Source organism: Candidatus Binataceae bacterium, from assembly GCA_035508495.1.
Lineage (GTDB): Bacteria > Desulfobacterota > Binatia > Binatales > Binataceae > JASHPB01.
In genome coordinates this window covers 40,966-61,130 of sequence record DATJMX010000045.1, presented here as the reverse complement: position 1 = coordinate 61,130, position 20,165 = coordinate 40,966, and the positions used below count along the sequence as shown (strand labels likewise).

Annotated in this window: 25 protein-coding genes and 1 tRNA gene; 9 read left to right on the top strand and 17 right to left on the bottom strand. The window is 60.5% G+C overall.

All coding sequences use genetic code 11. The features are described from left to right. The 3 genes from VMA09_15020 to VMA09_15010 form a co-directional block, all read right to left on the bottom strand. Positions 1-961, bottom strand: a 961-nt coding sequence (locus VMA09_15020; protein ID HUA34918.1) for a tyrosine-type recombinase/integrase, incomplete at its 3' end; no start/stop codon positions are given. 672 nt (positions 962-1,633) lie between these two features. Further along, a complete protein-coding gene (locus VMA09_15015) occupies positions 1,634-2,326 on the bottom strand; it encodes an SRPBCC domain-containing protein (GenBank protein HUA34917.1) in 693 nt (230 codons plus the stop codon). After that, positions 2,304-2,642: a metalloregulator ArsR/SmtB family transcription factor gene (locus VMA09_15010; protein HUA34916.1), complete on the bottom strand. Its 339-nt coding sequence runs from the start codon at positions 2,640-2,642 to the stop codon at positions 2,304-2,306. The genes VMA09_15015 and VMA09_15010 overlap by 23 nt, the downstream gene beginning before the upstream one ends. A gap of 345 nt (positions 2,643-2,987) precedes the next feature. Between VMA09_15010 and VMA09_15005 the strand changes: the two genes are divergently transcribed. From VMA09_15005 to VMA09_14995, 3 genes are all read left to right on the top strand, one after another. Further along, complete coding sequence (locus VMA09_15005; GenBank protein ID HUA34915.1) at positions 2,988-3,113, top strand: hypothetical protein; 126 nt, start codon at positions 2,988-2,990, stop codon at positions 3,111-3,113. A gap of 65 nt (positions 3,114-3,178) precedes the next feature. Next, positions 3,179-3,682, top strand: a complete 504-nt coding sequence (locus VMA09_15000; GenBank protein ID HUA34914.1) for a hypothetical protein — start codon at positions 3,179-3,181, stop codon at positions 3,680-3,682. A gap of 586 nt (positions 3,683-4,268) precedes the next feature. Continuing rightward, on the top strand, positions 4,269-6,500 hold the full coding sequence (locus VMA09_14995) for an HYR domain-containing protein (GenBank protein ID HUA34913.1): 2,232 nt from the start codon (positions 4,269-4,271) through the stop codon (positions 6,498-6,500). Positions 6,501-6,591: 91 nt separating this feature from the next. Here VMA09_14995 and VMA09_14990 read toward each other — a convergent pair whose 3' ends face one another. The 3 genes from VMA09_14990 to VMA09_14980 are packed head-to-tail and all read right to left on the bottom strand — an operon-like array spanning position 6,592 to position 8,750. Continuing rightward, positions 6,592-7,014, bottom strand: a complete 423-nt coding sequence (locus tag VMA09_14990) for a TadE family protein (GenBank protein HUA34912.1) — start codon at positions 7,012-7,014, stop codon at positions 6,592-6,594. Between the two features lie 14 nt (positions 7,015-7,028). Further along, the gene (locus tag VMA09_14985; protein ID HUA34911.1) at positions 7,029-7,454 is read right to left on the bottom strand and encodes a TadE/TadG family type IV pilus assembly protein; all 426 of its coding nucleotides are present in this window, start codon (positions 7,452-7,454) and stop codon (positions 7,029-7,031) included. A 60-nt stretch (positions 7,455-7,514) separates the two neighbouring features. Next, positions 7,515-8,750 (bottom strand): pilus assembly protein TadG-related protein, encoded by a 1,236-nt coding sequence (locus VMA09_14980; protein ID HUA34910.1) that lies wholly within the window; start codon positions 8,748-8,750, stop codon positions 7,515-7,517. Between the two features lie 224 nt (positions 8,751-8,974). On the opposite strand from VMA09_14980, the gene VMA09_14975 reads away from it, so the two are divergent. Genes VMA09_14975 through VMA09_14965 form a run of 3 tightly spaced genes read left to right on the top strand, consistent with a single transcriptional unit; the run spans position 8,975 to position 10,773 of the window. Continuing rightward, entirely contained in the window at positions 8,975-9,259 is a 285-nt protein-coding gene (locus VMA09_14975) for a hypothetical protein (protein ID HUA34909.1), read from the top strand. Positions 9,260-9,303: 44 nt separating this feature from the next. Further along, positions 9,304-10,056, top strand: coding sequence for a phosphatase PAP2 family protein (locus VMA09_14970; GenBank protein ID HUA34908.1), 753 nt, complete (start codon positions 9,304-9,306; stop codon positions 10,054-10,056). Between the two features lie 54 nt (positions 10,057-10,110). Continuing rightward, the gene (locus VMA09_14965) at positions 10,111-10,773 is read left to right on the top strand and encodes a phosphoribosylanthranilate isomerase (GenBank protein ID HUA34907.1); all 663 of its coding nucleotides are present in this window, start codon (positions 10,111-10,113) and stop codon (positions 10,771-10,773) included. An 18-nt stretch (positions 10,774-10,791) separates the two neighbouring features. Here the strand turns inward: VMA09_14965 and VMA09_14960 are convergent, their stop codons facing one another. After that, positions 10,792-11,304 carry a hypothetical protein gene (locus VMA09_14960; protein ID HUA34906.1) on the bottom strand — a complete coding sequence of 171 codons (513 nt, stop codon included), beginning with the start codon at positions 11,302-11,304 and terminating at the stop codon, positions 10,792-10,794. Positions 11,305-11,447: 143 nt separating this feature from the next. Between VMA09_14960 and VMA09_14955 the strand changes: the two genes are divergently transcribed. Beyond that, positions 11,448-12,287: an SDR family NAD(P)-dependent oxidoreductase gene (locus VMA09_14955; GenBank protein ID HUA34905.1), complete on the top strand. Its 840-nt coding sequence runs from the start codon at positions 11,448-11,450 to the stop codon at positions 12,285-12,287. Positions 12,288-12,289: 2 nt separating this feature from the next. On the opposite strand, the gene VMA09_14950 is transcribed toward VMA09_14955, so the two are convergent. After that, the gene (locus VMA09_14950) at positions 12,290-12,685 is read right to left on the bottom strand and encodes a hypothetical protein (protein ID HUA34904.1); all 396 of its coding nucleotides are present in this window, start codon (positions 12,683-12,685) and stop codon (positions 12,290-12,292) included. Positions 12,686-12,901: 216 nt separating this feature from the next. Further along, positions 12,902-12,977 (bottom strand) — tRNA-Phe (locus tag VMA09_14945). 297 nt (positions 12,978-13,274) lie between these two features. On the opposite strand from VMA09_14945, the gene VMA09_14940 reads away from it, so the two are divergent. Together VMA09_14940 and VMA09_14935 are read left to right on the top strand one after the other, a co-directional pair. After that, a complete protein-coding gene (locus tag VMA09_14940) occupies positions 13,275-13,766 on the top strand; it encodes an SRPBCC family protein (protein ID HUA34903.1) in 492 nt (163 codons plus the stop codon). A 5-nt stretch (positions 13,767-13,771) separates the two neighbouring features. Beyond that, positions 13,772-14,116 (top strand): metalloregulator ArsR/SmtB family transcription factor, encoded by a 345-nt coding sequence (locus VMA09_14935; GenBank protein HUA34902.1) that lies wholly within the window; start codon positions 13,772-13,774, stop codon positions 14,114-14,116. 148 nt (positions 14,117-14,264) lie between these two features. Here the strand turns inward: VMA09_14935 and VMA09_14930 are convergent, their stop codons facing one another. The 8 genes from VMA09_14930 to VMA09_14895 form a co-directional block, all read right to left on the bottom strand. After that, positions 14,265-14,432, bottom strand: a complete 168-nt coding sequence (locus VMA09_14930; GenBank protein HUA34901.1) for a hypothetical protein — start codon at positions 14,430-14,432, stop codon at positions 14,265-14,267. A gap of 233 nt (positions 14,433-14,665) precedes the next feature. Continuing rightward, a complete protein-coding gene (locus VMA09_14925; protein HUA34900.1) occupies positions 14,666-14,869 on the bottom strand; it encodes a hypothetical protein in 204 nt (67 codons plus the stop codon). 19 nt (positions 14,870-14,888) lie between these two features. Next, positions 14,889-15,743 (bottom strand): hypothetical protein, encoded by an 855-nt coding sequence (locus VMA09_14920; GenBank protein ID HUA34899.1) that lies wholly within the window; start codon positions 15,741-15,743, stop codon positions 14,889-14,891. A gap of 11 nt (positions 15,744-15,754) precedes the next feature. Then, positions 15,755-16,222 carry a heme-binding domain-containing protein gene (locus VMA09_14915; GenBank protein HUA34898.1) on the bottom strand — a complete coding sequence of 156 codons (468 nt, stop codon included), beginning with the start codon at positions 16,220-16,222 and terminating at the stop codon, positions 15,755-15,757. A 21-nt stretch (positions 16,223-16,243) separates the two neighbouring features. Next, positions 16,244-16,588 carry a cupredoxin domain-containing protein gene (locus VMA09_14910; GenBank protein HUA34897.1) on the bottom strand — a complete coding sequence of 115 codons (345 nt, stop codon included), beginning with the start codon at positions 16,586-16,588 and terminating at the stop codon, positions 16,244-16,246. A gap of 83 nt (positions 16,589-16,671) precedes the next feature. Beyond that, positions 16,672-17,541, bottom strand: coding sequence for a mechanosensitive ion channel (locus VMA09_14905; GenBank protein HUA34896.1), 870 nt, complete (start codon positions 17,539-17,541; stop codon positions 16,672-16,674). Between the two features lie 133 nt (positions 17,542-17,674). Beyond that, the gene (locus VMA09_14900) at positions 17,675-18,577 is read right to left on the bottom strand and encodes a sterol desaturase family protein (protein HUA34895.1); all 903 of its coding nucleotides are present in this window, start codon (positions 18,575-18,577) and stop codon (positions 17,675-17,677) included. Positions 18,578-18,730: 153 nt separating this feature from the next. Further along, entirely contained in the window at positions 18,731-19,978 is a 1,248-nt protein-coding gene (locus VMA09_14895; protein HUA34894.1) for an alkyl sulfatase dimerization domain-containing protein, read from the bottom strand. Positions 19,979-20,165 lie beyond the last annotated feature (187 nt).

The window sequence follows — 20,165 nt, the reverse complement described above, 5'->3', positions numbered from 1 at the left end:
GCAGCACGTCCCCGATCTCGTCGAGCGACGCACCCTTGCGGAGCATCTCAGTCGCTAGACTGTGGCGCAGCAGGCGCGAGCCGACCCACTTCTGAGGAGGATTCATGCCGGTCTTAGCGAACGCCTCCCGCAGAACGCTGTTTATGATCTGTCCATCCTTGAAGGGCACGTGCGGTCCTTGCTCCGAGACGAACAGTACACGAGAGACGCCAGCACGCCCGTTTCTGAGGTAATCCACGATCGCTTCGCCCACGTCTTTGGGAAGCGGCATGCGGTCGTGCAGCTTGCCCTTGCCGCGGATGAGGATTTCGCCGGCGCGCCAGTCGATATCCTCAAGCTGGATGGCGATAACCTCGGGAGCGCGCAGTCCCAGCCGCGCCATGAGCAGCAGCATCGCGTAATTGCGCCGCCCAATCGCGTGGTCGGTTCGCACCGACTCGATCAGCCGTTCGATCTCTTCCGATTTGAGAGAGCGCGGCAGATGGTCTGAGCCAGTGGCGACGCGCGGCAGGCTCAGGGCGAGGTCGCGCTTGGTCTTGCCGCTCCAGAACAGGAACTTGAACAGGCTCCGCAGATGAGACGGCAGCGCTTTGCGGCGGCGCGCCTTTGCTCCTGCTTTGAGCTCGCGCAGGAACGCAACGATATCGTCCTGCGTGATCGCCCTCAGGTCGCCCAGCTTTTCGCCGAAGCGAAAGCTCAGGAACCGTTCCCCGTAGTACAGGCTGTTCCTGACCCTGCCCTCGGCCAACCCACGTTGCCGGCGCAAGTAGGCTTCGTATTCCTCACGCAGGCGTTCCCGCGCGGTTAACCTTTTAGCCGGCGATTGCCAGACCGCCGCGACACCCGATTCGGCGAGATGCTCCATGAACCGCGTTACGCAAAACTCGCCCCAGCTACGAGCGTATTCGGGAGTGGATCCTACTACCGAGCGCTGAAGGCGCTCTGTGATCGCGCCGTCCAAGCTGCCAATCCCCAGCCGTCGTTTTTCGATTGCCGCGCAGAAGCTTTCTGTCACCGATCCGTACTGGCGCAAGCTCCAGCGCGAGTAACCTTGCGCGCGCAATCGTTCCAGAAACGCTTTGCGGTGAGCCCACGGCCACTCCGCCCCATCAGACCCTTCGCCTAAAGCAACCCTCGCCAATGTCATTTGCCTCTCCTTTCGTGTTGGCGAAAGGCGAGGCCACTGGTTTCGGAGGATCGGATCTTAAGCGAATCAGACGCGCTTCGTCGCATCCCGGTTTGATCGCGGCGCAACCCATCGCGTGTGGGAGTACCAGATCGCGCCGATCAGGCGAGTCGCTAACCGCCAGCAACTCCCCATCCCCGGCGCAGCCGCCAAGGCTATAGAACAAGTCTCGACCCGGCGTCGAATCCGAAAGGTCCGAAAATGAACAGCCGAATTATGCCGACGATCGAATTATGCCGTTTTTTTACGTACACGGCGGATCGTTAGGTCACGGGCGTGACTGTCCGCATAACAAAGCCCGCGGCAGGCGACCGAATCCGGTGCGCCATCAGAATTGGCCTAGGTAACGGCGAAGACTCGTCGCGGATCGAATGTGAATGGTGGCTTTCATGTTCGATTTCAGCCTGTCCCATTTTCCTGCTGCCCAATTGGCAACCCGGAACTACGTCACACCGGCGGGCAGTTGTCGCGGATGAAGGCGCGGTAGAAGACGCTGATCTCGTAGTAGTTCTCGTAGACGCGAATCAGGCGCGCGTAACGCTCGGCCTGTTCCGGACTGAACTCGCCGATGCGCCGATGCTCTTCGGTCCAGTATCGTGCCACCGTGCCGAATTCGCTCGATGGCAGGAGCGAGCCGATTGGAATGCCGCTCAAGTGATCATGTAGAGCATCGAAGATGTCGTGCCAACCGCCGACGACACCTGGCTTCCACGGTGCGCCACGAACTGGGAGATCGCCACCCAAGTACTCGGACGGGCTCTCGGTGTATGCGAAATCGGGCGCGAAGTGTTGCCTGAACACCATGCGCGTTTCGCCCTTGAGCTCGGAGAGTTCGAACTGAAACCAACCCTTCTCAGTGCCTTTCCTTGCGTTGTCGTATCCCGGTCCGCCACTGAAACGGATCAGGCGCGGCGGGTCGATCGCCACGATCTGGCCAGCAAAGTCAGGTTCGGCCCCGCCAAAGGCGTAGGCGCCCCCGGCTTTGAGTTCGATTGAGCCAGGAATGAACCAGATGCCGAATTCCTGCGGATCGGTGATCGCGCGCCACACCCGCTCGATCGGGTGAGCGTAAGTGCGCACATATTCGATCGTCCAGCGATCGATGAAGCGTGGAAGGTCAGCGTCTTTTATCTTTTGCATTTTTCGCCTCTCTTTTCTTTATTCGGTCGAGATGTGCACCCAGTCGGTCGAAGCGTTCGCGGCAGAGATCGATCTGCGCCTGCATCCATTGCTGCACCTGATCCAAACTCGCGGCGTTGAGCTGGTAGATTCGCGACTGCGCTTCGGAGCGATAGGTGATGAGCCCGCTCTCGCGGAGAACTTTCAAATGCCGCGACACCGACGGCCCCGCCATGTCGAAACGGCTGGCGATCTCGCCCGCATTGCGCTCGCTCACGGCGAGCATGGCGATGATTTCGCGGCGAGTGGGATCCGCCAACGCCTCAAAGACATCCATCGTTGATGTATTTAGCCGTTTTGCTAGATAGAAGTCAAGCTAACAATGACCCAAAAAAGTTCTCCGCATCGTCGACTATCAGTCGAAACGGCCATGCGGCGCGAAAGCTGGGCAAAGCGGAACCAGATCATTCGCCTTTGTAGGTGAAGATGATGCGGGCCTCATGACGGCTTTAGTTGCCGCCTAGATTTGATTCATGAAACGGACGGTCCAATCAGTGTCGCGTCGTCACTCAGTTCCGAACAAGAGAAGCCTGTCCCGAATTATGTCGATGTGCCGCGCCTACCATGCCAGATTTCAAAGGGGTTGGCATGAACAACGCGGCATAATCCGAAAGTCGGCATAATGCTCAGCTTCATGAGCGCGGAGCGCCTGATGATGCTCTTCGCCAATGGTGGCGTGGCGGCGGTCGAGGCGGAACTCGATAAACTCGCCGCGATGAAGCTGATACCGCCTCGCCGCGGCGCTTGACTCTCAATCCTCAATCCACGAGCATCCTGCGCGGGTTAATATTTCGACAGTAGCGGGAGGGCTACATGACATTGAAGAAGATAGTTGGCGGATTCGCCGTCGCGTTCGTGGCAGTGGGGCTGGCGGGATTCGGTTCCGCCGCGCATGCGCAATCGCAGAAGCAGCTCGATATCGCCGCCGCGCGCGCACAGCAGAAGGCGGTGGTCGGGGCGAACATGAATCTCAGCTCGTCGGAACAGGCGGCGTTCTGGCCGCTATACGACAAGTACGAAAAGGCGATGGATAAGATCGAAGATCGTCATTTCAACGAGATCAAGGATTTCGCCAAGAACTACAACACGATGACCGACGCGGCGGCCAAGGCCAAGCTCGACGAGGTCATGGAAATCGCGCAGGCGCGGGTCGACGTGCAGAAGGAATACATCCCGCAGTTTCGCGCCATTATCTCGCAGATCAAGACCACGCGCTTCTTTCAGATCGACAACAAGCTGCATGCGCTGGTGCAGTGCCAGCTCGCGCAATTCGTTCCGCTCGTGCGCGGCCCCGGCGAGCCCGCACCGCAGCAATAGCTTTGCCCGCCTTGCGCGGGAGCGCGGGAGGCCCGGCCTCCAGCGCTCCCGCGTTTCCTTTTGCGCGTACTCCTGGACACGAGGGTAGCAGGCCGCGATTGCGGATCGCGGCATTTCGTTCGATCGCGCCCGCGAATGGTCGCGCTCGCCGGCGGCGCATGCGGTAATGGCAGCGTTTCGCATCGGACTGCCGCAATTGGCAGTCATGGTGTCGCCAGCGTCTCTTTGCGGCGCTGATTTGCGGACCCCGTAGTGATTGCCTGTCACGGCGATGCAGCCTTGCAGTCATCGTCTCGTCAAGAAGTAGGATAATTTAACAAAACTGTGCAAATTTGACGCTCCTCAGGTAGCCGGCGTTGCAAAAAATACCTGCGTCATGATCGCCCGTGCGGCGATCGTGTCAAACTGGCGCCTCACGCAATTTCAAAATTGGACAACGGTCGGGGGTTCGAGCATGAAACGAGGATTACTGCGCTCACGAAGTCTACAATTTGTAGTATTAATTGGCTGTCAAGTAATACTGGCCAGCGCCTGCGCGAAAAACAATGGCGGTCAGCAGCCTACGGCCGACGTGGTCGAGGTCGCGATGCCAGCGCCCGAGGCCGCTGCCGCCGGGCCGGGCCCGTCCGCGTCGGACGTAAACTCGCCGACTGCGATTGCCACTGTCGGCGCCACGGCGTCGGGTACCGACGTCCGTTCCATGGGAGCGGGGGTGAGGCTGACGGGCGTACCGGTTAGAAGGCAGGTCCTCGCCGCGGTCGACGTGGCTCCTGCCGCGGCTGAGACCGGAGCCGGCGACGGTGGAACGCTCGGCGGACTGCCGGGGGCCGGGGCCAGTTCGGTAGCAGTTCCGAGCGCGGTGGCGACGGGTGTCCAGCCGTCGGCAGTCGTAACCTCGCTTCCGAGCGCGGTCGCGACATCGACCACGTCAGCGTGCAATACGCTCACGACCGCGCAAGTACTGGCACTGCTTGGGACTGGACCGGTGTTCGTCGCGCCCCATCCGTCGGGCAAGATCTTCTTCACCAGCTTCAACGGCAACCAGGTCGGCTTCTACGATCCCGGGACGATGGACTTCGTGACTTCGCCGAGCGACGCCACGGGATTGCCCGCCAACAGCGGGCCGGCCGGCATCGCGCTCGGTCCCGACGGGATGTTCTGGGTGGCAGAATTTGGCGCCAACGGCGCGACTGCCTACCGGATCGATGAGTTCAATTTCGACGCCACCGATACCTTCGAGTTGATTCAGCATCCGCTGCCAGTTGGCGATACGCTGACCGGCCCGTTCGACGCCGCGCTTGGTCCCGACGGTAACATGTGGATTACTTTGTCCACCGCCGCCGGAATCCAGTCCGTGACCGCCGAGGCCGTTTTCTCCGCCGCCGTGCCGGCGCTCGCCCAGCCCGCAGACGCTAATCCGATGCCGACCGGGATCGTGGAGGGGACCGACAACGCGCTCTGGTTCGCCGAAACCGGCGTCGACAAGATCGCCCGAATCGACCCCGTGACTGACGCGATCACCGAATATCCGGTCACGGCGTGCAGCGCTCCCAGCAGCCTCGCCCTGGGTAGCGACAGCAACCTGTGGTTTACGGAGCCGGGCACTCAGAAGATCGCCAAGATGGCGATGACGGGGGCGCAGGCCGGTGCTGTGCTGCAGGAGTACTCGCTGCAGTCTGGCGCGGTACCGATCGGAATCACCTCAGGCCCGGATTGTAATATTTGGTTCACCGAGGCCGTGACCGACGTCGTCGGCAGTATCGATGTCGGCACGGGCGCGGTTAGCGAGTCGACGGCGCTGACGGCTGGCGCCGATCCGGCCGGCCTCACGCTTGGCGCCGACGGCAATCTGTACGTCGCCGAGTCCGGCTTGGATGCTATCGCCCAGATCGTTGTCACGCCTGCGCAGGGCGGGAGCAATCAGTGCGCAGCGCCCTTGTTCCCCGCGATTGCGAGCTGTCAGGACGGACCGGTGACGATCGGGACCTCGCCAGGAAAGTGCACCGCAATCGTGAGTCCGTCAGCGATTGACAGCGGCTCGTCGGATCCAACCTTCAGCCCGGCTGCCGCGCCATCAGAAGCCGTCGCGCCCGCGGCTGCGATTCCAGCGGGAACTTCCACCGAAGTTGCGTTGCTGGTCGGTCCCGCGGCTCGTCCATCGGGTGCACCAGGAGTATCGCCCGCGGTGCCGCGTCCGGTCTCGGCATGTCACGTGGCAGTAACGGCCAAGGATGAGGAAAAGCCGAAAATCACCTGCCCACCTGCGCAGACCGTAGAATGCGGCTCTCCGAGTGGCACTGCCGTCATGCTTGGCGCGCCAACCGCCACTGACAATTGCGGACTGCAAGGAGCGCCGTCGTGCGCCCCGGCCGGCGCGAGTTTTGGGCTCGGCACTACCCAGGTCACCTGCACCGCTACCGATACCTCGAACAACGTGAATAGCTGCCAGACCAGCGTGACGGTGCAGGATACGAAGCCGCCGGTTATCTCGAGTGTGGCGGCGAATCCCTCGGCGTTGCCTCCGGATGGAAAGACCGATCCCGTCGCAGTTGTGCCGACCGTTGCCGATGCCTGCGATCCGATGCCACCGGCATGTACTATCACCGGCGTGACGGGTGGCACGGCCTCGATAGGCGGTCCGCTTACCGTGTCGCTCGTCGCGCAGCCGGTCGGTCTCTTCCCGCGGACGTTCACGATCGCCATCAAATGTGTGGACGAGGCCAACAACGGCTCGACATCGAGCGTGCAGGTCACGGTGCGCAGCCCGCTGGCCCAGGCCATTCTGGATCTGATCGCGAAGGTAGACAAAGCGTTCTGAACGGGAATCCGTGCCAGATAACACTTCGCCGCGCGTCCCACTCGGGGCGCACGGCGAAGCCGACTTCATCCCACTGGCTATTTGATACTGGCTATTGAGAGATGACCATCGCCGCGGTTCTCGTCATGGTAATGTTTGCCGACGATACGAAAGAGGCTACCGGCTGATAGACATAGCTTACTTGCACCGTGACCACGCTGCCGGGCTTGTTGTTCGGGTTCCAGGTGGTATTTACGCTCAACTGATTGGTATTCAGCACTCCAACCACGAGCCCGTCGACATAGGTTTCAATATTCGCCGCAGTTGCCGGACTGGGGCTGGTCGCCCCATTGACGATCGCGTAGCGGGCAGCCTCCTGCGCCGTGTAGCAGACGAAATCATAAGTATAAAGCGCGACGGCGAAATTGACTATGGCGAAAATCAACATGAGGCAAGGCGTCGCGAGCAATGCGAACTCCACAGCCGTCGCGCCGCATCCGCCTTTTGGCCCCGATCTGCGCTCTTGAGTTTTCATGGTGCCGCTCGACCTCACTGCGGGACTCGGATTACCGCCTTGCCCGTGAGCGTCATCGCGCCGGGCAGGCCCGGGTAGTTCATCATCGGAGTGTAGAGCGCGCTGGTGGTAACCTGGACGTAGAGCAGCCGATGGCTTCCTGCGCAATCCGTCGCGAGGCAGGTTGAACTGTTCCCGTTGGCGCATTGACAGTAGTGCGATGCGGTCGCTGTCAGTCCGGTTATATTCGGAGCATCGGCCAAGGCCGCGCTCTGCATCCCATTATTGTCATTGGCGGTCGTGATGCTTTGTCCGCCGTACTGAACCGCGGCCCGGGCGGCATTTGAGACTGAGATTTGGATGTAGAAGATACGCCCCAGCTCGACCCCGGCGAGCAGCAGCAGAACCAGCAGCGGGATGCTAAGCGAAAGCTCGACAGCGCTCTGACCGTGCGCGGCCATTCGCAACCGCCTGAATCGAACTCCCGATTCGCTATAGCGCCGCATCCTAACCCCCTATGCTCACTCAGCCAAGGTTGCAGCTTTGATTGGCGAACCATCGGCGAGCGACGAATAGTTGTTGCCCATGTGGGAGTTGCCGTTGATAAGCAATTTGTCGGCGACAATGATCGTGTAGCCACTCGAACTACTGTTGCCGTTGTAGGTTAGCTGCGTCGTGGGAAAATATAGCGCACCGTCAAAGGTCGAGCTGGAATTGCCGTTGATAATCGATCCTGGCGAGGAGCTGCTCACTGATCGGTCCTGAAAAAACAGGATTCCCGCCAGCGCGCCGGAGGTCGGCGCGCTGAAGTTCGCCTGCGTATTGCCGTTCAAGGTGATCGCCTGGTATCCCCCGGTACCGGTCGTGTTATAAAATGTGATACCGGCGCCGGTGAGCCAGGCATTGCCGTTGACCGTCATGCCGCCGCCGGCGAGTATGTATGTGCCAGCGTTGAAATTGGCGTAAGTATTTCCGTTTAGAAGAATGCCGCCGCAGTAAACTCCGGGATAAAGCTGGTAGTAAGAGGAGTGGCTGCCATTGTTGCCATTCAGCGTGAAATTAGTGTGAGTACAGGAGCCGACGGTCGGCGCCGAGACGTAAGCCAGGGGGTCGGCTGCGGCGATCATCCCGGTACGGGGGGTGGGCGTCAGGGAAACATTACCATTGGCAAGATAATTGCCGACAACGCCAATAGTCTGTGCGTCGATCGTGATATTGCCATTAGCCAGTAGGCCCGTCGAACTACTCGAGTCGACCAGGATTCCGCAGCTGCTCTGGATATTTATGTTCCCGTTGACGAGCATCGCGCTCGCCGCCGACGGGTCGGTAATGTACATGCAGTTGGGGCTGTTTCCGAACGCTGAAACGGCCCGGGCCGACACATTGATCGAGGTGAAACCGAGCGCGCGGAGGAAAAAAGTCGATACCGGCTGCGCGACGATCGCTTCGACATACTGGTCGTTGGCGGTATTGGGGCCGCTCTTGGGCGGATTGTTAATCGTAACGGTAACGCCCTTCTGTCCGTTGGTGAAGCCGTTGGTTGCGGCGTCGGCCTGACCTGCGGCAACTACGTCGCCATAGTTCAACTCCTGAGATGCGGCAATGGCGGCGCTGTCGGCCGCCGTTTGCATCTGGGCTCTTTCATATTGCAGGTAACCGATATCGCCGCTGATCGCGACGCATCCGATGATCGCGACCATGGCGACCAGGATGAGCATCAGAACTTGCCCGCGCTGGCCTCTGAGTTGTGGCTTCATCTTCATTGATTGCCGGCGGCGGCAATTCTCCAACGATCAAGAGAGCATCGGATGTGCCATAACCAATCTCGCGTCCCGCATATCAACGAAATGCGGTGATGATTGGGGATGTCGCGAATTGGGATTGCAGTGTCCGACAATCGGGCAATTAACCTCGACTCGAGTTCGCCGTTCGACTACCAACGCTCGACGGCGGCGCGAGCCGAAGACGAGAGGAATGCCAGGTGACGATCAATCCAGGGATTGCGATTGGAGTAATGGCCTCGACCGCCACGACCGACGCGGTGTACGTGTTGTTCAACGCGGCGGTCGCGGCGCGGCGGCGCGTCCTGGCGGCGACGTGGAGCAGCATGTGGTACCTGCTCGCGGCGTTCGCCGTTATCAGCTACACCGGTAATCCGGTTTACGTGATATTCGCGGCGGCGGGATCGTGGATTGGCGCATTCTGCGCGCTGACCTGGCTCGGCGGCCCGCATAAGATAGGCGAGCGTCAAAGCTCGGCGGGGTAACTGCTGACCCGAACGGTACCGTTCCATGAGGAAATCCTGAGCGGATGAATAGTCGCAAATCCGTGTCGGCAGCGCTGACGTGGCTTCCGGTTCTGCTCTGGATCGCGTGGGGCGCTTTCGCTGGTGGTGCGTCTGCCGATGAGCACTGCTTACGGTCTGATTCCGATCACCGCGCCTACTATGGCGATCCAGCGAAGATCGAATTGAGCCGGATCCTTGCGCCGCCTCCGCGGTCCGATTCAGCGGCCGGACGTGCCGACCTGGACGGCGTTCTTGACGTGCAGCGTAATCTGACGCCGACCGAGATCCAGGACGCCAGGACCGACACTTGTATTTCAGTGTTTCGCTTCGCCGATGTGATGGGCACCGGGTTCAACTACCAATCGCTGCCATTCGCGCGCGAGTTTTTCGCCCGGATCTTCCAGGACGAAGACCACGAACTGCAGATCGCGAAGGATTACTTCAAACGCCGCCGGCCTTTCGTCGCGGATCGGCGCGTGAAGTTGCTGGTGGATCAGAGGCCGAACTTCGCCTATCCGAGCGGCCATGCGACGTTCGCCTATGCCGTCTCGATCGTATTGGCCAACATGGTGCCCGAGAAGGCGCAGGCGATTTTCGAGCGTGCCGCGAGCTATTCGAGGAATCGCATCGTGGCCGGCGTACATTATCCGGCCGATATCGAGGCGGGCCGGATTTCGGCTTCCGTAATCGACAATCAGTTCTTCCAGGACAGAAAGTTCGAGAGTGACTACGCTCGCGCGCGAATCGAGGTCCGGCATGCGCTCGGCATGAACTGAGCTTGAATTGGGCCGCGCCATCTGCGATTAGCTGGCTTGGAGAAGTGCGCCGCGATGGTAGTTCAGATTTACAGCATGACCTCGATCGCTGACGCGATCGCGACGGCGGATGGCGGCGCGGATCTGATTGGCGTGGTCGTGAGCGAGCCTGGGGTGATTGAGGAAGCGATCGACGCGACGCTCGCCCGCGAGATTCACGCCGCCGTGCGTCCCCGTGCGCGCGGCGTCGCACTTTCGCTCTCCGACGATCGCGAGGAGATCTGTCGAATCGTCGATCAAGTACGCCCGGATTTCGTCCACATCGCGGCGCGCGAAATCGATCCCGAAGACTGCGCCTGGATTCGCCAGAGAATCGCTCCGGTGCGCGTGATGCGCGCGATCGCGGTGAGAACCGGCGAGACGCTGAGCGAAGCCCGCGCCCATCAGGAATGCGCTGACTACCTGATGCTGGACTCGGGCGCCAAGGGCGCGAGCGGTGAGACCCATGACTGGTCGATCTGCCGCACCGTAGTCGAACAGTCGCGAATCCCGGTGATCATCGCGGGCGGACTGACGGCGGGCAACGTCGCGCAGGCGATCGCCGTCGTGCGTCCATGGGGCGTCGATTCATTCACTCACACCGACATTCCCGGTCAGCGCGGCAGGAAGGATCCGGCGCGTGTGCGCGCATTCGTGGCCGCGGCGCTCAGAGGCTTTGCCGCGGCGCTGGAATCGTGACCCGGGCGCGCCGTCGATTCAGTACTGAGACTGTTGCGGTGTGGGGTTGGGAGAGGGCTCGCTGCCCATGTCCGGCGGCACGACCTTGACCGTTTTCACCAGATCCTGCGAATCGTAATGCACGCGGTAGAGCGTAATCTGATGCTCCTTGATCGTGATTTTCGCCTGGCGCACCGCGAGCGATATTCCGGCCGTGAAAACCGCCGCGGCGATCGTGCCGGCGCTGACTGAAGGATCGACGAACTTGGAGCCGTCGGGATAGAAGGCGTAGACGTCCTCGCGCGCGGTTCCCTGGCCCTGCGATGCGTTGGGCGGGCCGAAGGCCGCGATGACCTGCTGGCGCGGCGAGCCCGGCTGCAACACCGCCGGGTTATATTGAATCGAACTGTCCTTGTCCGACATCCGATCGCGCATCCCCTCAAGCCGCGATCCGATCCGCCCGCCCAGAAGCTGCGCCCGCGCGATTGCCGCGATCGCCAGCGGCGCGACGATTAGCAACCCGATAACGACATTCTTTCGCTGCACAGACATCATCTCTCCGTGCGATCAGATTCGACCGGATTTCAGTGACTATCAGGCGGACGCGCGTTTGTCAGGCGCATGAGGCGCGCCACGAATATCCGCTCGATTGGCTCCGTAGTCTGAATAGACTAGATCAAACCATGAGGTGACTGATGGAACGGATCGATGGAAAGACAGCCTTTATAACCGGTGGCTCACGGGGTATCGGCCTTGGCATCGCCCGCGCGTTCGCGGCCGAGGGTGCGAAGCTCGCGCTGGTGGACGTCGACGAACCGTCCCTGACTGCGGCCCGTGCCGAACTCGGCAAAGTTACGTCCGTCGAAACGTTCGTGCTCGATGTCCGCGACCGTGCCGCATACGCGCGTGTCGCCGACGAGGTCGAATCGCGGCTCGGGCCGGTTTCGATTCTTTGCAACAACGCAGGCGTCGCGGGAAGCGCGAACGTTGCGCATATGACCTACGAGCTCTGGGACTGGGTCATCGGCATCAATCTGCACGGCGTCATCAATGGTATCCAGACCTTTGTGCCGCGGATGATCGAGCGCAAGACCGCGGCGCATATCGTCAATACAGCTTCGGGAGCGGGGCTGGTGGCAGTGGGGAGCGGCTATCTCTATACCACCTCGAAATTTGCCGTGGTCGGACTCTCGGAATCGATGCGCAACGAGCTGGAACCTTTCGGCATCGGGATGAGCGTGCTGTGCCCGGGCCCGGTTGCGACGAACATCGTTCAGAACACCGTCGCGGCTCAGGCTGCTTTGCCGGGTGCGGGGCAGCGAGCAATGACGACCGAGCAAATCGAAACCCGCAATAGAGCATTGGCCGTCGCGACGAGCTTCCTCGCGGGCGGCGTGCCGCCCGACGAAGTGGGCAGGATGGTGCTGTCGGGAATAAAGGCCAATCGCCTCCATATAATCACCGACAACCTCGTGGAGAGCGCGATTACGGCGCGGACCAAGGCCTTGCTCGCGGCGATCCCGGGCAACTCCTGAAGTTACTGCCGGACCCACTCCTGTTGAATCGTCACCTGGTTGGTACCTCGCTGGGTTGTTCCGCTGATGACTTTCACGATGGCGCCGCCGCTGGCGACCGCGATCGATTGGGCAAAGCTAACCGGTGAAGTGCAAGGACCGCCGATTGGGGTCGCCGTCAACGCGTCCACGCCCGTGCCGTCCGAATTGATTTGGTAGGTGCCAGCAACGGTGTATTTGCAGATAGTGCCGTTGAGGTTCTCGGTCTCGATCCCGGTGATACCGCCGCGACAGTCCGAGGTGAACTGGCCGACGCCCGAAACATAGCCGACAGGACTCGGAAAGCTATCGCTCACAAACCCGGAAAAGCTGAAACTATAGCGCCCGCAAAGCCTGAATTGATTGAGTCCGCCGCTCACCGGCTGCGCAAAAGCTGTTCGGCCACACAAGAGCGTTGCCGCGAGAGCCAAAGTCGAAATACCTACTATCGCTCGCATGCGTATTTCCTCCGTCGATCGATAAACGCGTGGAATCGCGACCGCCGCAGTCTAGTTGCCTGGACAGCAGATTCATAGCTTCAGAGCGCGCCAGCCGACACTACGAGTCTCTTTTACGTTTTGCTCTAATCGAGTTTTTGGTGGGCAGGGACAGAATCGAACTGTCGACACAAGGATTTTCAGTCCTTTGCTCTACCGACTGAGCTACCTGCCCACCGTGCGAGGCGGTGAGAGCGCGGCTGGTGGGCGGCCGCGCGAATCTTCATTGGTACCGATCATTTGGGCGCCGCGCAACCGGGGCCTCGGAGGAAGAATCCGGAGGTGGACCTAACCCCTTCCCGCACGCGAAGGGGCAGCAGAACGTCGGCCGCGATCCTTCATTGAAACCGTTTGCATTGAAGCTGTCTGTCGATCGCGGCGGCATCGTGTGCAGCGATCGGAATTGCGCAACCGTGAGGTTGCGCTATATCGTGGCTGGTGTCATCATTTATGCAACTTGGAGGTTGCATATATGCACAGCACCGATCGGATCGAGAAAAGCTTGATTCTGCGCGCGCCGCGCGAGCGTGTGTGGCGCGCGATCAGCGATTCGGAGCAGTTCGGTACCTGGTTCGGCGTCAAGTTCAATGGCCCGTTCGTCGCGGGCGCGCGCATGCATGGGAAGCTCGTTGGAACCAAGGTCGATGAGGAAGTTGCGGCGATGCAGAGGTCGCATGCGGGCGTGGCCTTCGAGTTTTCAATCGATCGCATCGAGCCGATGCGGCTGTTTTCGTTCCGATGGCATCCGAACGCGCTCGATCCCGCGATCGACTACTCGAAAGAGCCGACCACGCTGGTCACCTTCGAACTCGAGGAGATGGCAGACGGCACCAGGCTCACCATCACCGAGTCTGGCTTCGATCAAATCCCGCTCGCGCGCCGCGCGACGGCGTTTGCGCGCAACGAAGCCGGATGGTCGCATCAGGCGAGGCTCGTCGAAAAATACCTCGCGCTCGCGGCTTGAGCGTCATGGCATCGACGCGCGCATCAGCAAGACTTGCCGAGGTGGCGCCAGTATTTGCCGCGCTGGGCGACCAGACGCGCTTGCGCCTCATCGCCCGGCTCTCAAGCGAAGGACCGCAATCGATTTCACGCCTGGCCGACGGCGCCAAAGTGACGCGGCAGGCGATCACGAAACATCTGCGAGCACTCGAAGGCGTCGGCCTCGCGCGCAGCTCACGCGCCGGCCGCGAACGAATCTGGGAGCTTCGCGCGAAACGCCTTAACACCGCGGAGCACTACCTCGAACAGATCTCTAATCAATGGGATGCGGTGATCAACCGCCTGCGAGCATTCGTCGAAAGCGAGGAGTGATCGATATCAACGATGAAAAGAACAGGCAGTTTCTCACCACAAAGGCACGAAGACACGAAGTAAACTGAAGGGCGCCGCCCGCATCCGCCCCTTGGTGACTTCGTGATCTTTGTGGTGAGTTCTGCCTCTGCTCCTTCGCGGTCGAACCTCACGGGGTGAAGGCCTGGTTCGCGGCGATGCTGCCGGTGCTGTTGTTACCGCCGATCAGGATGAAGGTGTCGCCCTGGCGGCGGTTCTCGACTACTACGGAACCTTCTCCCTGCGTTGCGATTGCGGCCGGAGTACCGACATTATCGCCGCGGACGACATAGATCACGCCATCCTCCACCGCCGCGGTGAGATCCGAAAGTGCGGTGGGCGTTTCTGTCCATCCCCGCGAGGACGCAATTGCACGCTCATGAGAATCCCCCCTTTTTGCGATGTGCCGCCGGCAAGCTACGAGGATGCGAAGCCCTGACAATCGGGAAAGCGATGAGTCGCCGCTAAGTAAAAGTACTCAGTTTCTCGAATACTGAGCGGCGGCCAAAATGGCGCAGACGCGAGTGCTGATCAGTGAATAGTCAGACTAATCGTGGGATCGAGTTCGTTCAGCGCGCCCGCGATGATTCGAGCGAATTCACGGTATGCGCACGGCTCCATCCGCAGCGTCAGGAATCCGATCGTGAGATGAATCGCGCCGCACTCGCAGCTCTCGACGGTGAAAGAGTTTTCCCCGGCGAGGCGCCGTCGTTCGCACTGCTTGCGATCTTCCATTGCAACCGACCTCACGCGTTTAGAAAAACCATCCTGAGTCCGACGACGGACCGAATAGTGCGCCAATATACTTCTCGAGTTCGACGTTGAATTTCACAACGATTTGATCGGAGCCACGGGTCAAGCCGAATCCGGGGCCGACGTTATATTCGATCCCGTGCGGCAACTCACCCCACACAACGGGGAATATGTAGTGATTCTGCTGCTGCATCGGATCAGTATTGTCGATTGAACCGACGCCGCCGTAGAATTCCACGCCCGGCGAAATATACCTCAGCCATCGATAATAAGCGCCCGTGGCGTAGCCGAATTCGAATCCTTTATTCTTGTCAGGTCCGATAAAAATCGGCTTCTCAAAGATCGGATTTGCCATAAACGAGAAGCTGCCGAGATCCTTCTCGATAATCGGGCGCAGCTCGAGCTCGAGCTCATCATCGTCGAACTGCGGTGTCTTGTGCCATTCCAGTTCGATATACCATCCGAGGTCAACAGGCAGCGTATCGGGATCGAAGAGCCTGCCACGCAGGCGATATTTCGATCCGGCGTACTGCATCCCCGCGCCCTGCGGCAGCGCCAGGTTCAGGTAGGCCGCCGCTTCGATTCTATCGGTGAGGCCGTAGGTGAGCTCATACTGGTTGTACCATTGGCTCTGGCTCGCGTAGTAAGGCTCGCCGAGACCAGTGCCGGGTTGCGTATGCCCCTTCACCGGGACGGCATTATCGGTTTCGAGCTCCAGCACGCCGCGCGACTCAGTGAGATATGGATAAACCTCGAATTCCCAGGGATCGACTTGAGCTTGCGCCGATCGCGCGGTGAGTATTGTCGGAAGGGCGACGCAAGCGCCGATGAGTAATAGGCGGATAGTCAGTCTCACGAAAGGGCTCCTCAGTGGGTTGACGTACTCGGCGCCCCCGGTTCGGCGAGTTGAGTTTCGATCCAGTTGTTGATTGTTGTGCGATCAGCCGCGCTGAGCCGGCTGCCAGGATGCATCAATGTATAGATCCGCGGCGGCATGTGCTCCTGCGTGAGCGAGCGCTCGATCCATTGCAGTTTCCGATGCCGTGTTTGAGGGAAGTACGTATTCCATTCGGAGAAGTTGAGTTCTTGGCGGCCGCGATTTACATCGTGAACGACGAGCCATGAGAGAGGCGCGACTCGCGCGTAGAACGGCCAGTGCGTTTCGTTGGAATGGCAGTCGTAACACGAGCCACGGAGGAGGGCGGCGATCTCAGGAGGGGCATCGAGGGCGCCGCCTGCAGGGGGATTGTCGATCGCGGGTCGAAAAAATTGCGTGAGCATCATCATCGCGGCGATCGCCGCTAGCAGCGCGATGCCGATCCTGCGAGCTGTCACTGTTCAGGTTTCGAGCCCGCGTCAGCGGGCGACGATATTTCCCTGCGGAACGTCCTGATGGAAATCGTCGTAGAAGTCGTAGTTGCCCGGGCTAAGCGCGGGGATATTCACCGTGATCGTCTGGCCTGGTTGCACGGCTTGTTCGCGATTGAGCTTGAAGCTTTCGAACTCGATGGTTTCGTTACTCGCATTCACGACCTTTATTTTGGTCGCCTGGCCCGAAGTCAGGTTCAGAGTCTGAGGCGTGAAGTGATGGTTCTCGAATTTAATCTCCGTCTCGTCGGCGCGCGCGAGTGCAGGCAAAGCGCAAACGGCGACTAGCGAGGCCAGGGCAAGTAATTTGAGTGAAGGCTGAGCTGACGGCATCGGCGTCCTCATGAAATTGAGAATGATTCTCAATATTGTGGAAGCCGGTAAAAATGTCAAGCCCTTGGACCCAAGTTTCTTGATCAGCTCAGGATCAGTCGCGAGGGGTCGCTGACCGCTGGTATCAGGCGCGTGACCGAGCGCGGCGCGCCAACTTCGGATTGCGCAAGACGCTGGTTGGCGCGCTCGATGATGTCGCGCTGAAGTTCTGCGGAATGCTCGTGCACCACGTGGAATGTGCAGTTTAGCGTGACACCGGCGGTCGCATCGAAGCTGTCAAGGAACACTTCCGGCGCGGGATCTTTCGCGACGCGTGCGTCCTCCTTCAGCATCGCGAACAGAATCCCGCGCGCTTTGTCGATCGGCGCCGTCGGCGGCAACGCGACCCCGAAGCTGATCAGGCGGCCCGCGATGCGACTCTGATTGCGTAGCGCGGCGTTCCAGATTGCGCTGTTCGGTGCGAAGACGAAGACGCCCTCAGCAGACTCGAGATGGCATACGAAGAGCCCCATCTCGATTACGCGCCCCGCGATGTTGTTGGTCGGCACCTCGATGTAGTCGCCGATCCGAAACGGCCTGAGCCACAGCAGCATGATTCCCGCCGCGATGTTGGTAAGAGTGCCTTGCAGCGCGAGTCCGATCGCGAGACCAGCGGCGCCGAGCACCGCCAGCAGCGACGCAGTCTGGATCCCGAGTTGGCCGAGCGCGGCGACGATCACGAGGATCATTATCGCGTAGCGAATCGCGACCGCGGCGATCGGCTGTACGGTCACGTCCAGACGTTGGCTCCGCGCGAGCATCGAGCGCGAGGCGCGTCCCGCCCATGCCGCGATCAGATATCCAACGATGAGAATCGCCACCGCGGTCGCGAGACGCGGCAGCAGATTGATCAACCAGGTGAAAAGCGCAGCCGAGTAGTAATCGACATGAGCGGGCAGCAGCGGGGGTTGCATCGACCAACCTCGTCGAAGGCGGAGCGAGATTGATTTAATTCTATCAACCGCCGCGGCATCGCCGCGAAATCTGGCGGATTTGCTTTCACGGCGGCGGTTCGATCCATTTCAACGCCAGCACGGATGCGCGAGATTAACGTGCGCGGCGCCGCTGTCGCGATGCTCGCGGCTGCGGCTTCGATACAGCTGCAGGTTTAGGCGCGGGCTTCGCCGCTACCGCGGGTTCGCTCGAAAGTCGCGTATCGATAGCGGCGGTCCAGGCCAGAAATGGACCCACGGTCATCTCCGCCCAAGACGCGGGCGCGGTGCGATTCGGAATCCCGGTCGTTGGAAACTCGCCACGGCGGGGCGCATAGTAAGTTCCGAACATCATGTCGATAACAGGAAAGTACTGCGCGAAATTTTTGTTCTGATGCTCACTGAGATTCGAATGATGAATCCGATGCAGCTGCGGACCGCATATGAGCGGCGTCAGAAAACCCAGGCCCAGCCGCCAGTTCGCGTGTGTGAAGTATAGCCATCCCGTGAACAGTGCCGGCAGCACAAAAGCCGCGCGATGGTCCAATCCGATGATGTAGGTTGCGGGCAGGGCGACGATCAGGCTCTGAATCGGCGCCTCCAGCCAGAAGGTGCGCAGGCTCGTCGTTGCGTTGAGCGCACCGTCGGTGTGATGCAGCTCGTGGATGGGCCAGAGGAAATCGATCCTGTGTTGCGCGCGATGATACCAGTAGAAGAACAGGTCGCTCACGAATCCGTAGGCAATCAGAATCGCAACGGAGACGAGGATTCCGTGATCGAGCAGACGACGAGGTCCGGCGCCGAGCGCATTGATGCTCCATTTCGTGAGGAGTCCGCCGAAGCCGAGGAACATCCCGGTGACGACGACGTTGGTGATGCGTCCCGAGAACGCCTGCCCGGGCTCGGCCGGGAACGTGATCTCGAAGATTCCGAGAACGAGGTAGAGAACGAGAACGAAAGCGAATCCGCCGAAATCGGTAAACAGCAGATGATGATAATTCTGCGCGAACCAATCCACGCGCAAACTATAGCGAAGTCAGAGTATTGCGGCGATAACGAGATGCGCGACGCCAACGCGAAAGGTATCCTTTGAATCTATACACATCGCGACAGGCTACTGGGCATCGTCGTGCGTGAGGCACAAAGGAAAGCGCTAGTATTTCAGCAGTTGCTATTTCAATCGTTCGCGGAGTTGGCGGGCGGCGCCGGTGAAGAAGTTGCGGGCGATGAAGGAGCGCTCTTCGGCCGCCAGCTTGTCCAGGATTTCGGCGTTCAGCTCGGTTGCTTCGCGATCGTTCTTGTCGGCGTTGAGTGCCGTTTCCGCGAGCGCGAGCGCCCGTTGAAGCTTGCCTTCGTCGCGGAGCGATCTGGCGCGCGTCAGGATCGCGTCGTGGCCGCATAGCGCGAGCACGTCTTCGGCGCGCTCCTGCCGCGAAGCTGGGAACATTGCCGATGGCTCGCCCGACCACCATCCGGCGTAGCGGCGAATCACGTCGCGCACCACGAACGGGACGCATCCGTAAACCGGCGCGAGGTAGGGCTTCGATTCCAGCTCCACGGGCAGCTTGATATTTGCCTCGATGATATCGACCGGCCACTGCCCGGCGTTGAGCAGCCGCACAACTTCATCGTGAACGAACCTGAGCGCTCGTGCCGTGTCGACGAGCAGTTCCTGGCACGCCGGCTCGCCATTCACCACGGGTCCGTGCCCCGGCAGAACGTAGCGCGGATTGCGCCGCGCAATTTCCTCGAGCGCCTCGGCCCATTCGAGCGTGTAGCGCTGCACCTTGTTGGGATTGCCGGTATTCGGCATCGAGGAGACGACAAGATCGCCGACCATCGCCGCGCGCCGATGCGGCATCCAGACCCACGTCGCGTCGTCGGTCTCGCCCATCGCATGATGCAGCTCGACGGCCTCACCGACCAGTTCGAGCATCTGGTAATCGCGGTAAACGAGGTCCGCGCTATGAAAATTCTTTTCTTCGAACGAGCTCGCAACGCCCGCACCCGCGCCGAACTGAAGCTGATTGATATGCGATTGCCATCCCTTGGTCATCGCGTAGCGGCGAAATCTGCCGCTGACATCTCCATGCGCCCAGATTTTGGGACGGCGATAGCCGCGGGCCGCGGCGTCTTCGATGAATGCTCGCGTGCCGAAGGCGTGATCAGCGTGACCGTGAGTGTAAATCAGGAACGCGAACGGCTCGTCGGTGACCTCGCGAATCGCCTTCACCGCCATCGCGCCCATCAGTCGCGAGCTGGTATCGACCGCGAGCATCTCGCCGCGTCCATATGCGAACGCAACATTGGCGAAGCCATGGAACATCGCGAGGCCCGGCTCGATCACTTCGAGCTGCCCCATCATGCGATCGAAGGCCGATACGTTGCCCGCGGGCTGCCGATTTGGCGACTCAGCCATATGACGTTCACTCCACGATTTACTGCGCGCTTAATGCTGCGTTTCGCGAAACAAACAAGCATTTCGGGCGCGTGAAGCAAAGCGCCTTCGCGCGCGAGGTGAGTCGCGCAGGCCCTCGCTATCCTTTAGACTTTAGCGCAGGCCGGCTGCGACGACTTAACAGTCCCGACGCGGAGCCCGGCCTTGG

Bases quoted from the DNA above. Each gene is read 5' to 3' on its own strand.
- VMA09_15015 (HUA34917.1), bottom strand. From the start codon at position 2,326: ATGCAAAAGATAAAAGACGCTGACCTTCCACGCTTCATCGATCGCTGG.
- VMA09_15010 (HUA34916.1), bottom strand. From the start codon at position 2,642: ATGGATGTCTTTGAGGCGTTGGCGGATCCCACTCGCCGCGAAATCATC.
- VMA09_15005 (HUA34915.1), top strand. From the start codon at position 2,988: ATGCTCAGCTTCATGAGCGCGGAGCGCCTGATGATGCTCTTCGCCAAT.
- VMA09_15000 (HUA34914.1), top strand. From the start codon at position 3,179: ATGACATTGAAGAAGATAGTTGGCGGATTCGCCGTCGCGTTCGTGGCA.
- VMA09_14995 (HUA34913.1), top strand. From the start codon at position 4,269: ATGCCAGCGCCCGAGGCCGCTGCCGCCGGGCCGGGCCCGTCCGCGTCG.
- VMA09_14990 (HUA34912.1), bottom strand. From the start codon at position 7,014: ATGAAAACTCAAGAGCGCAGATCGGGGCCAAAAGGCGGATGCGGCGCG.
- VMA09_14985 (HUA34911.1), bottom strand. From the start codon at position 7,454: ATGGCCGCGCACGGTCAGAGCGCTGTCGAGCTTTCGCTTAGCATCCCG.
- VMA09_14980 (HUA34910.1), bottom strand. From the start codon at position 8,750: ATGAAGCCACAACTCAGAGGCCAGCGCGGGCAAGTTCTGATGCTCATC.
- VMA09_14970 (HUA34908.1), top strand. From the start codon at position 9,304: ATGAATAGTCGCAAATCCGTGTCGGCAGCGCTGACGTGGCTTCCGGTT.
- VMA09_14965 (HUA34907.1), top strand. From the start codon at position 10,111: ATGGTAGTTCAGATTTACAGCATGACCTCGATCGCTGACGCGATCGCG.
- VMA09_14960 (HUA34906.1), bottom strand. From the start codon at position 11,304: ATGTCTGTGCAGCGAAAGAATGTCGTTATCGGGTTGCTAATCGTCGCG.
- VMA09_14955 (HUA34905.1), top strand. From the start codon at position 11,448: ATGGAACGGATCGATGGAAAGACAGCCTTTATAACCGGTGGCTCACGG.
- VMA09_14940 (HUA34903.1), top strand. From the start codon at position 13,275: ATGCACAGCACCGATCGGATCGAGAAAAGCTTGATTCTGCGCGCGCCG.
- VMA09_14935 (HUA34902.1), top strand. From the start codon at position 13,772: ATGGCATCGACGCGCGCATCAGCAAGACTTGCCGAGGTGGCGCCAGTA.
- VMA09_14925 (HUA34900.1), bottom strand. From the start codon at position 14,869: ATGGAAGATCGCAAGCAGTGCGAACGACGGCGCCTCGCCGGGGAAAAC.
- VMA09_14910 (HUA34897.1), bottom strand. From the start codon at position 16,588: ATGCCGTCAGCTCAGCCTTCACTCAAATTACTTGCCCTGGCCTCGCTA.
- VMA09_14905 (HUA34896.1), bottom strand. From the start codon at position 17,541: ATGCAACCCCCGCTGCTGCCCGCTCATGTCGATTACTACTCGGCTGCG.
- VMA09_14895 (HUA34894.1), bottom strand. From the start codon at position 19,978: ATGGCTGAGTCGCCAAATCGGCAGCCCGCGGGCAACGTATCGGCCTTC.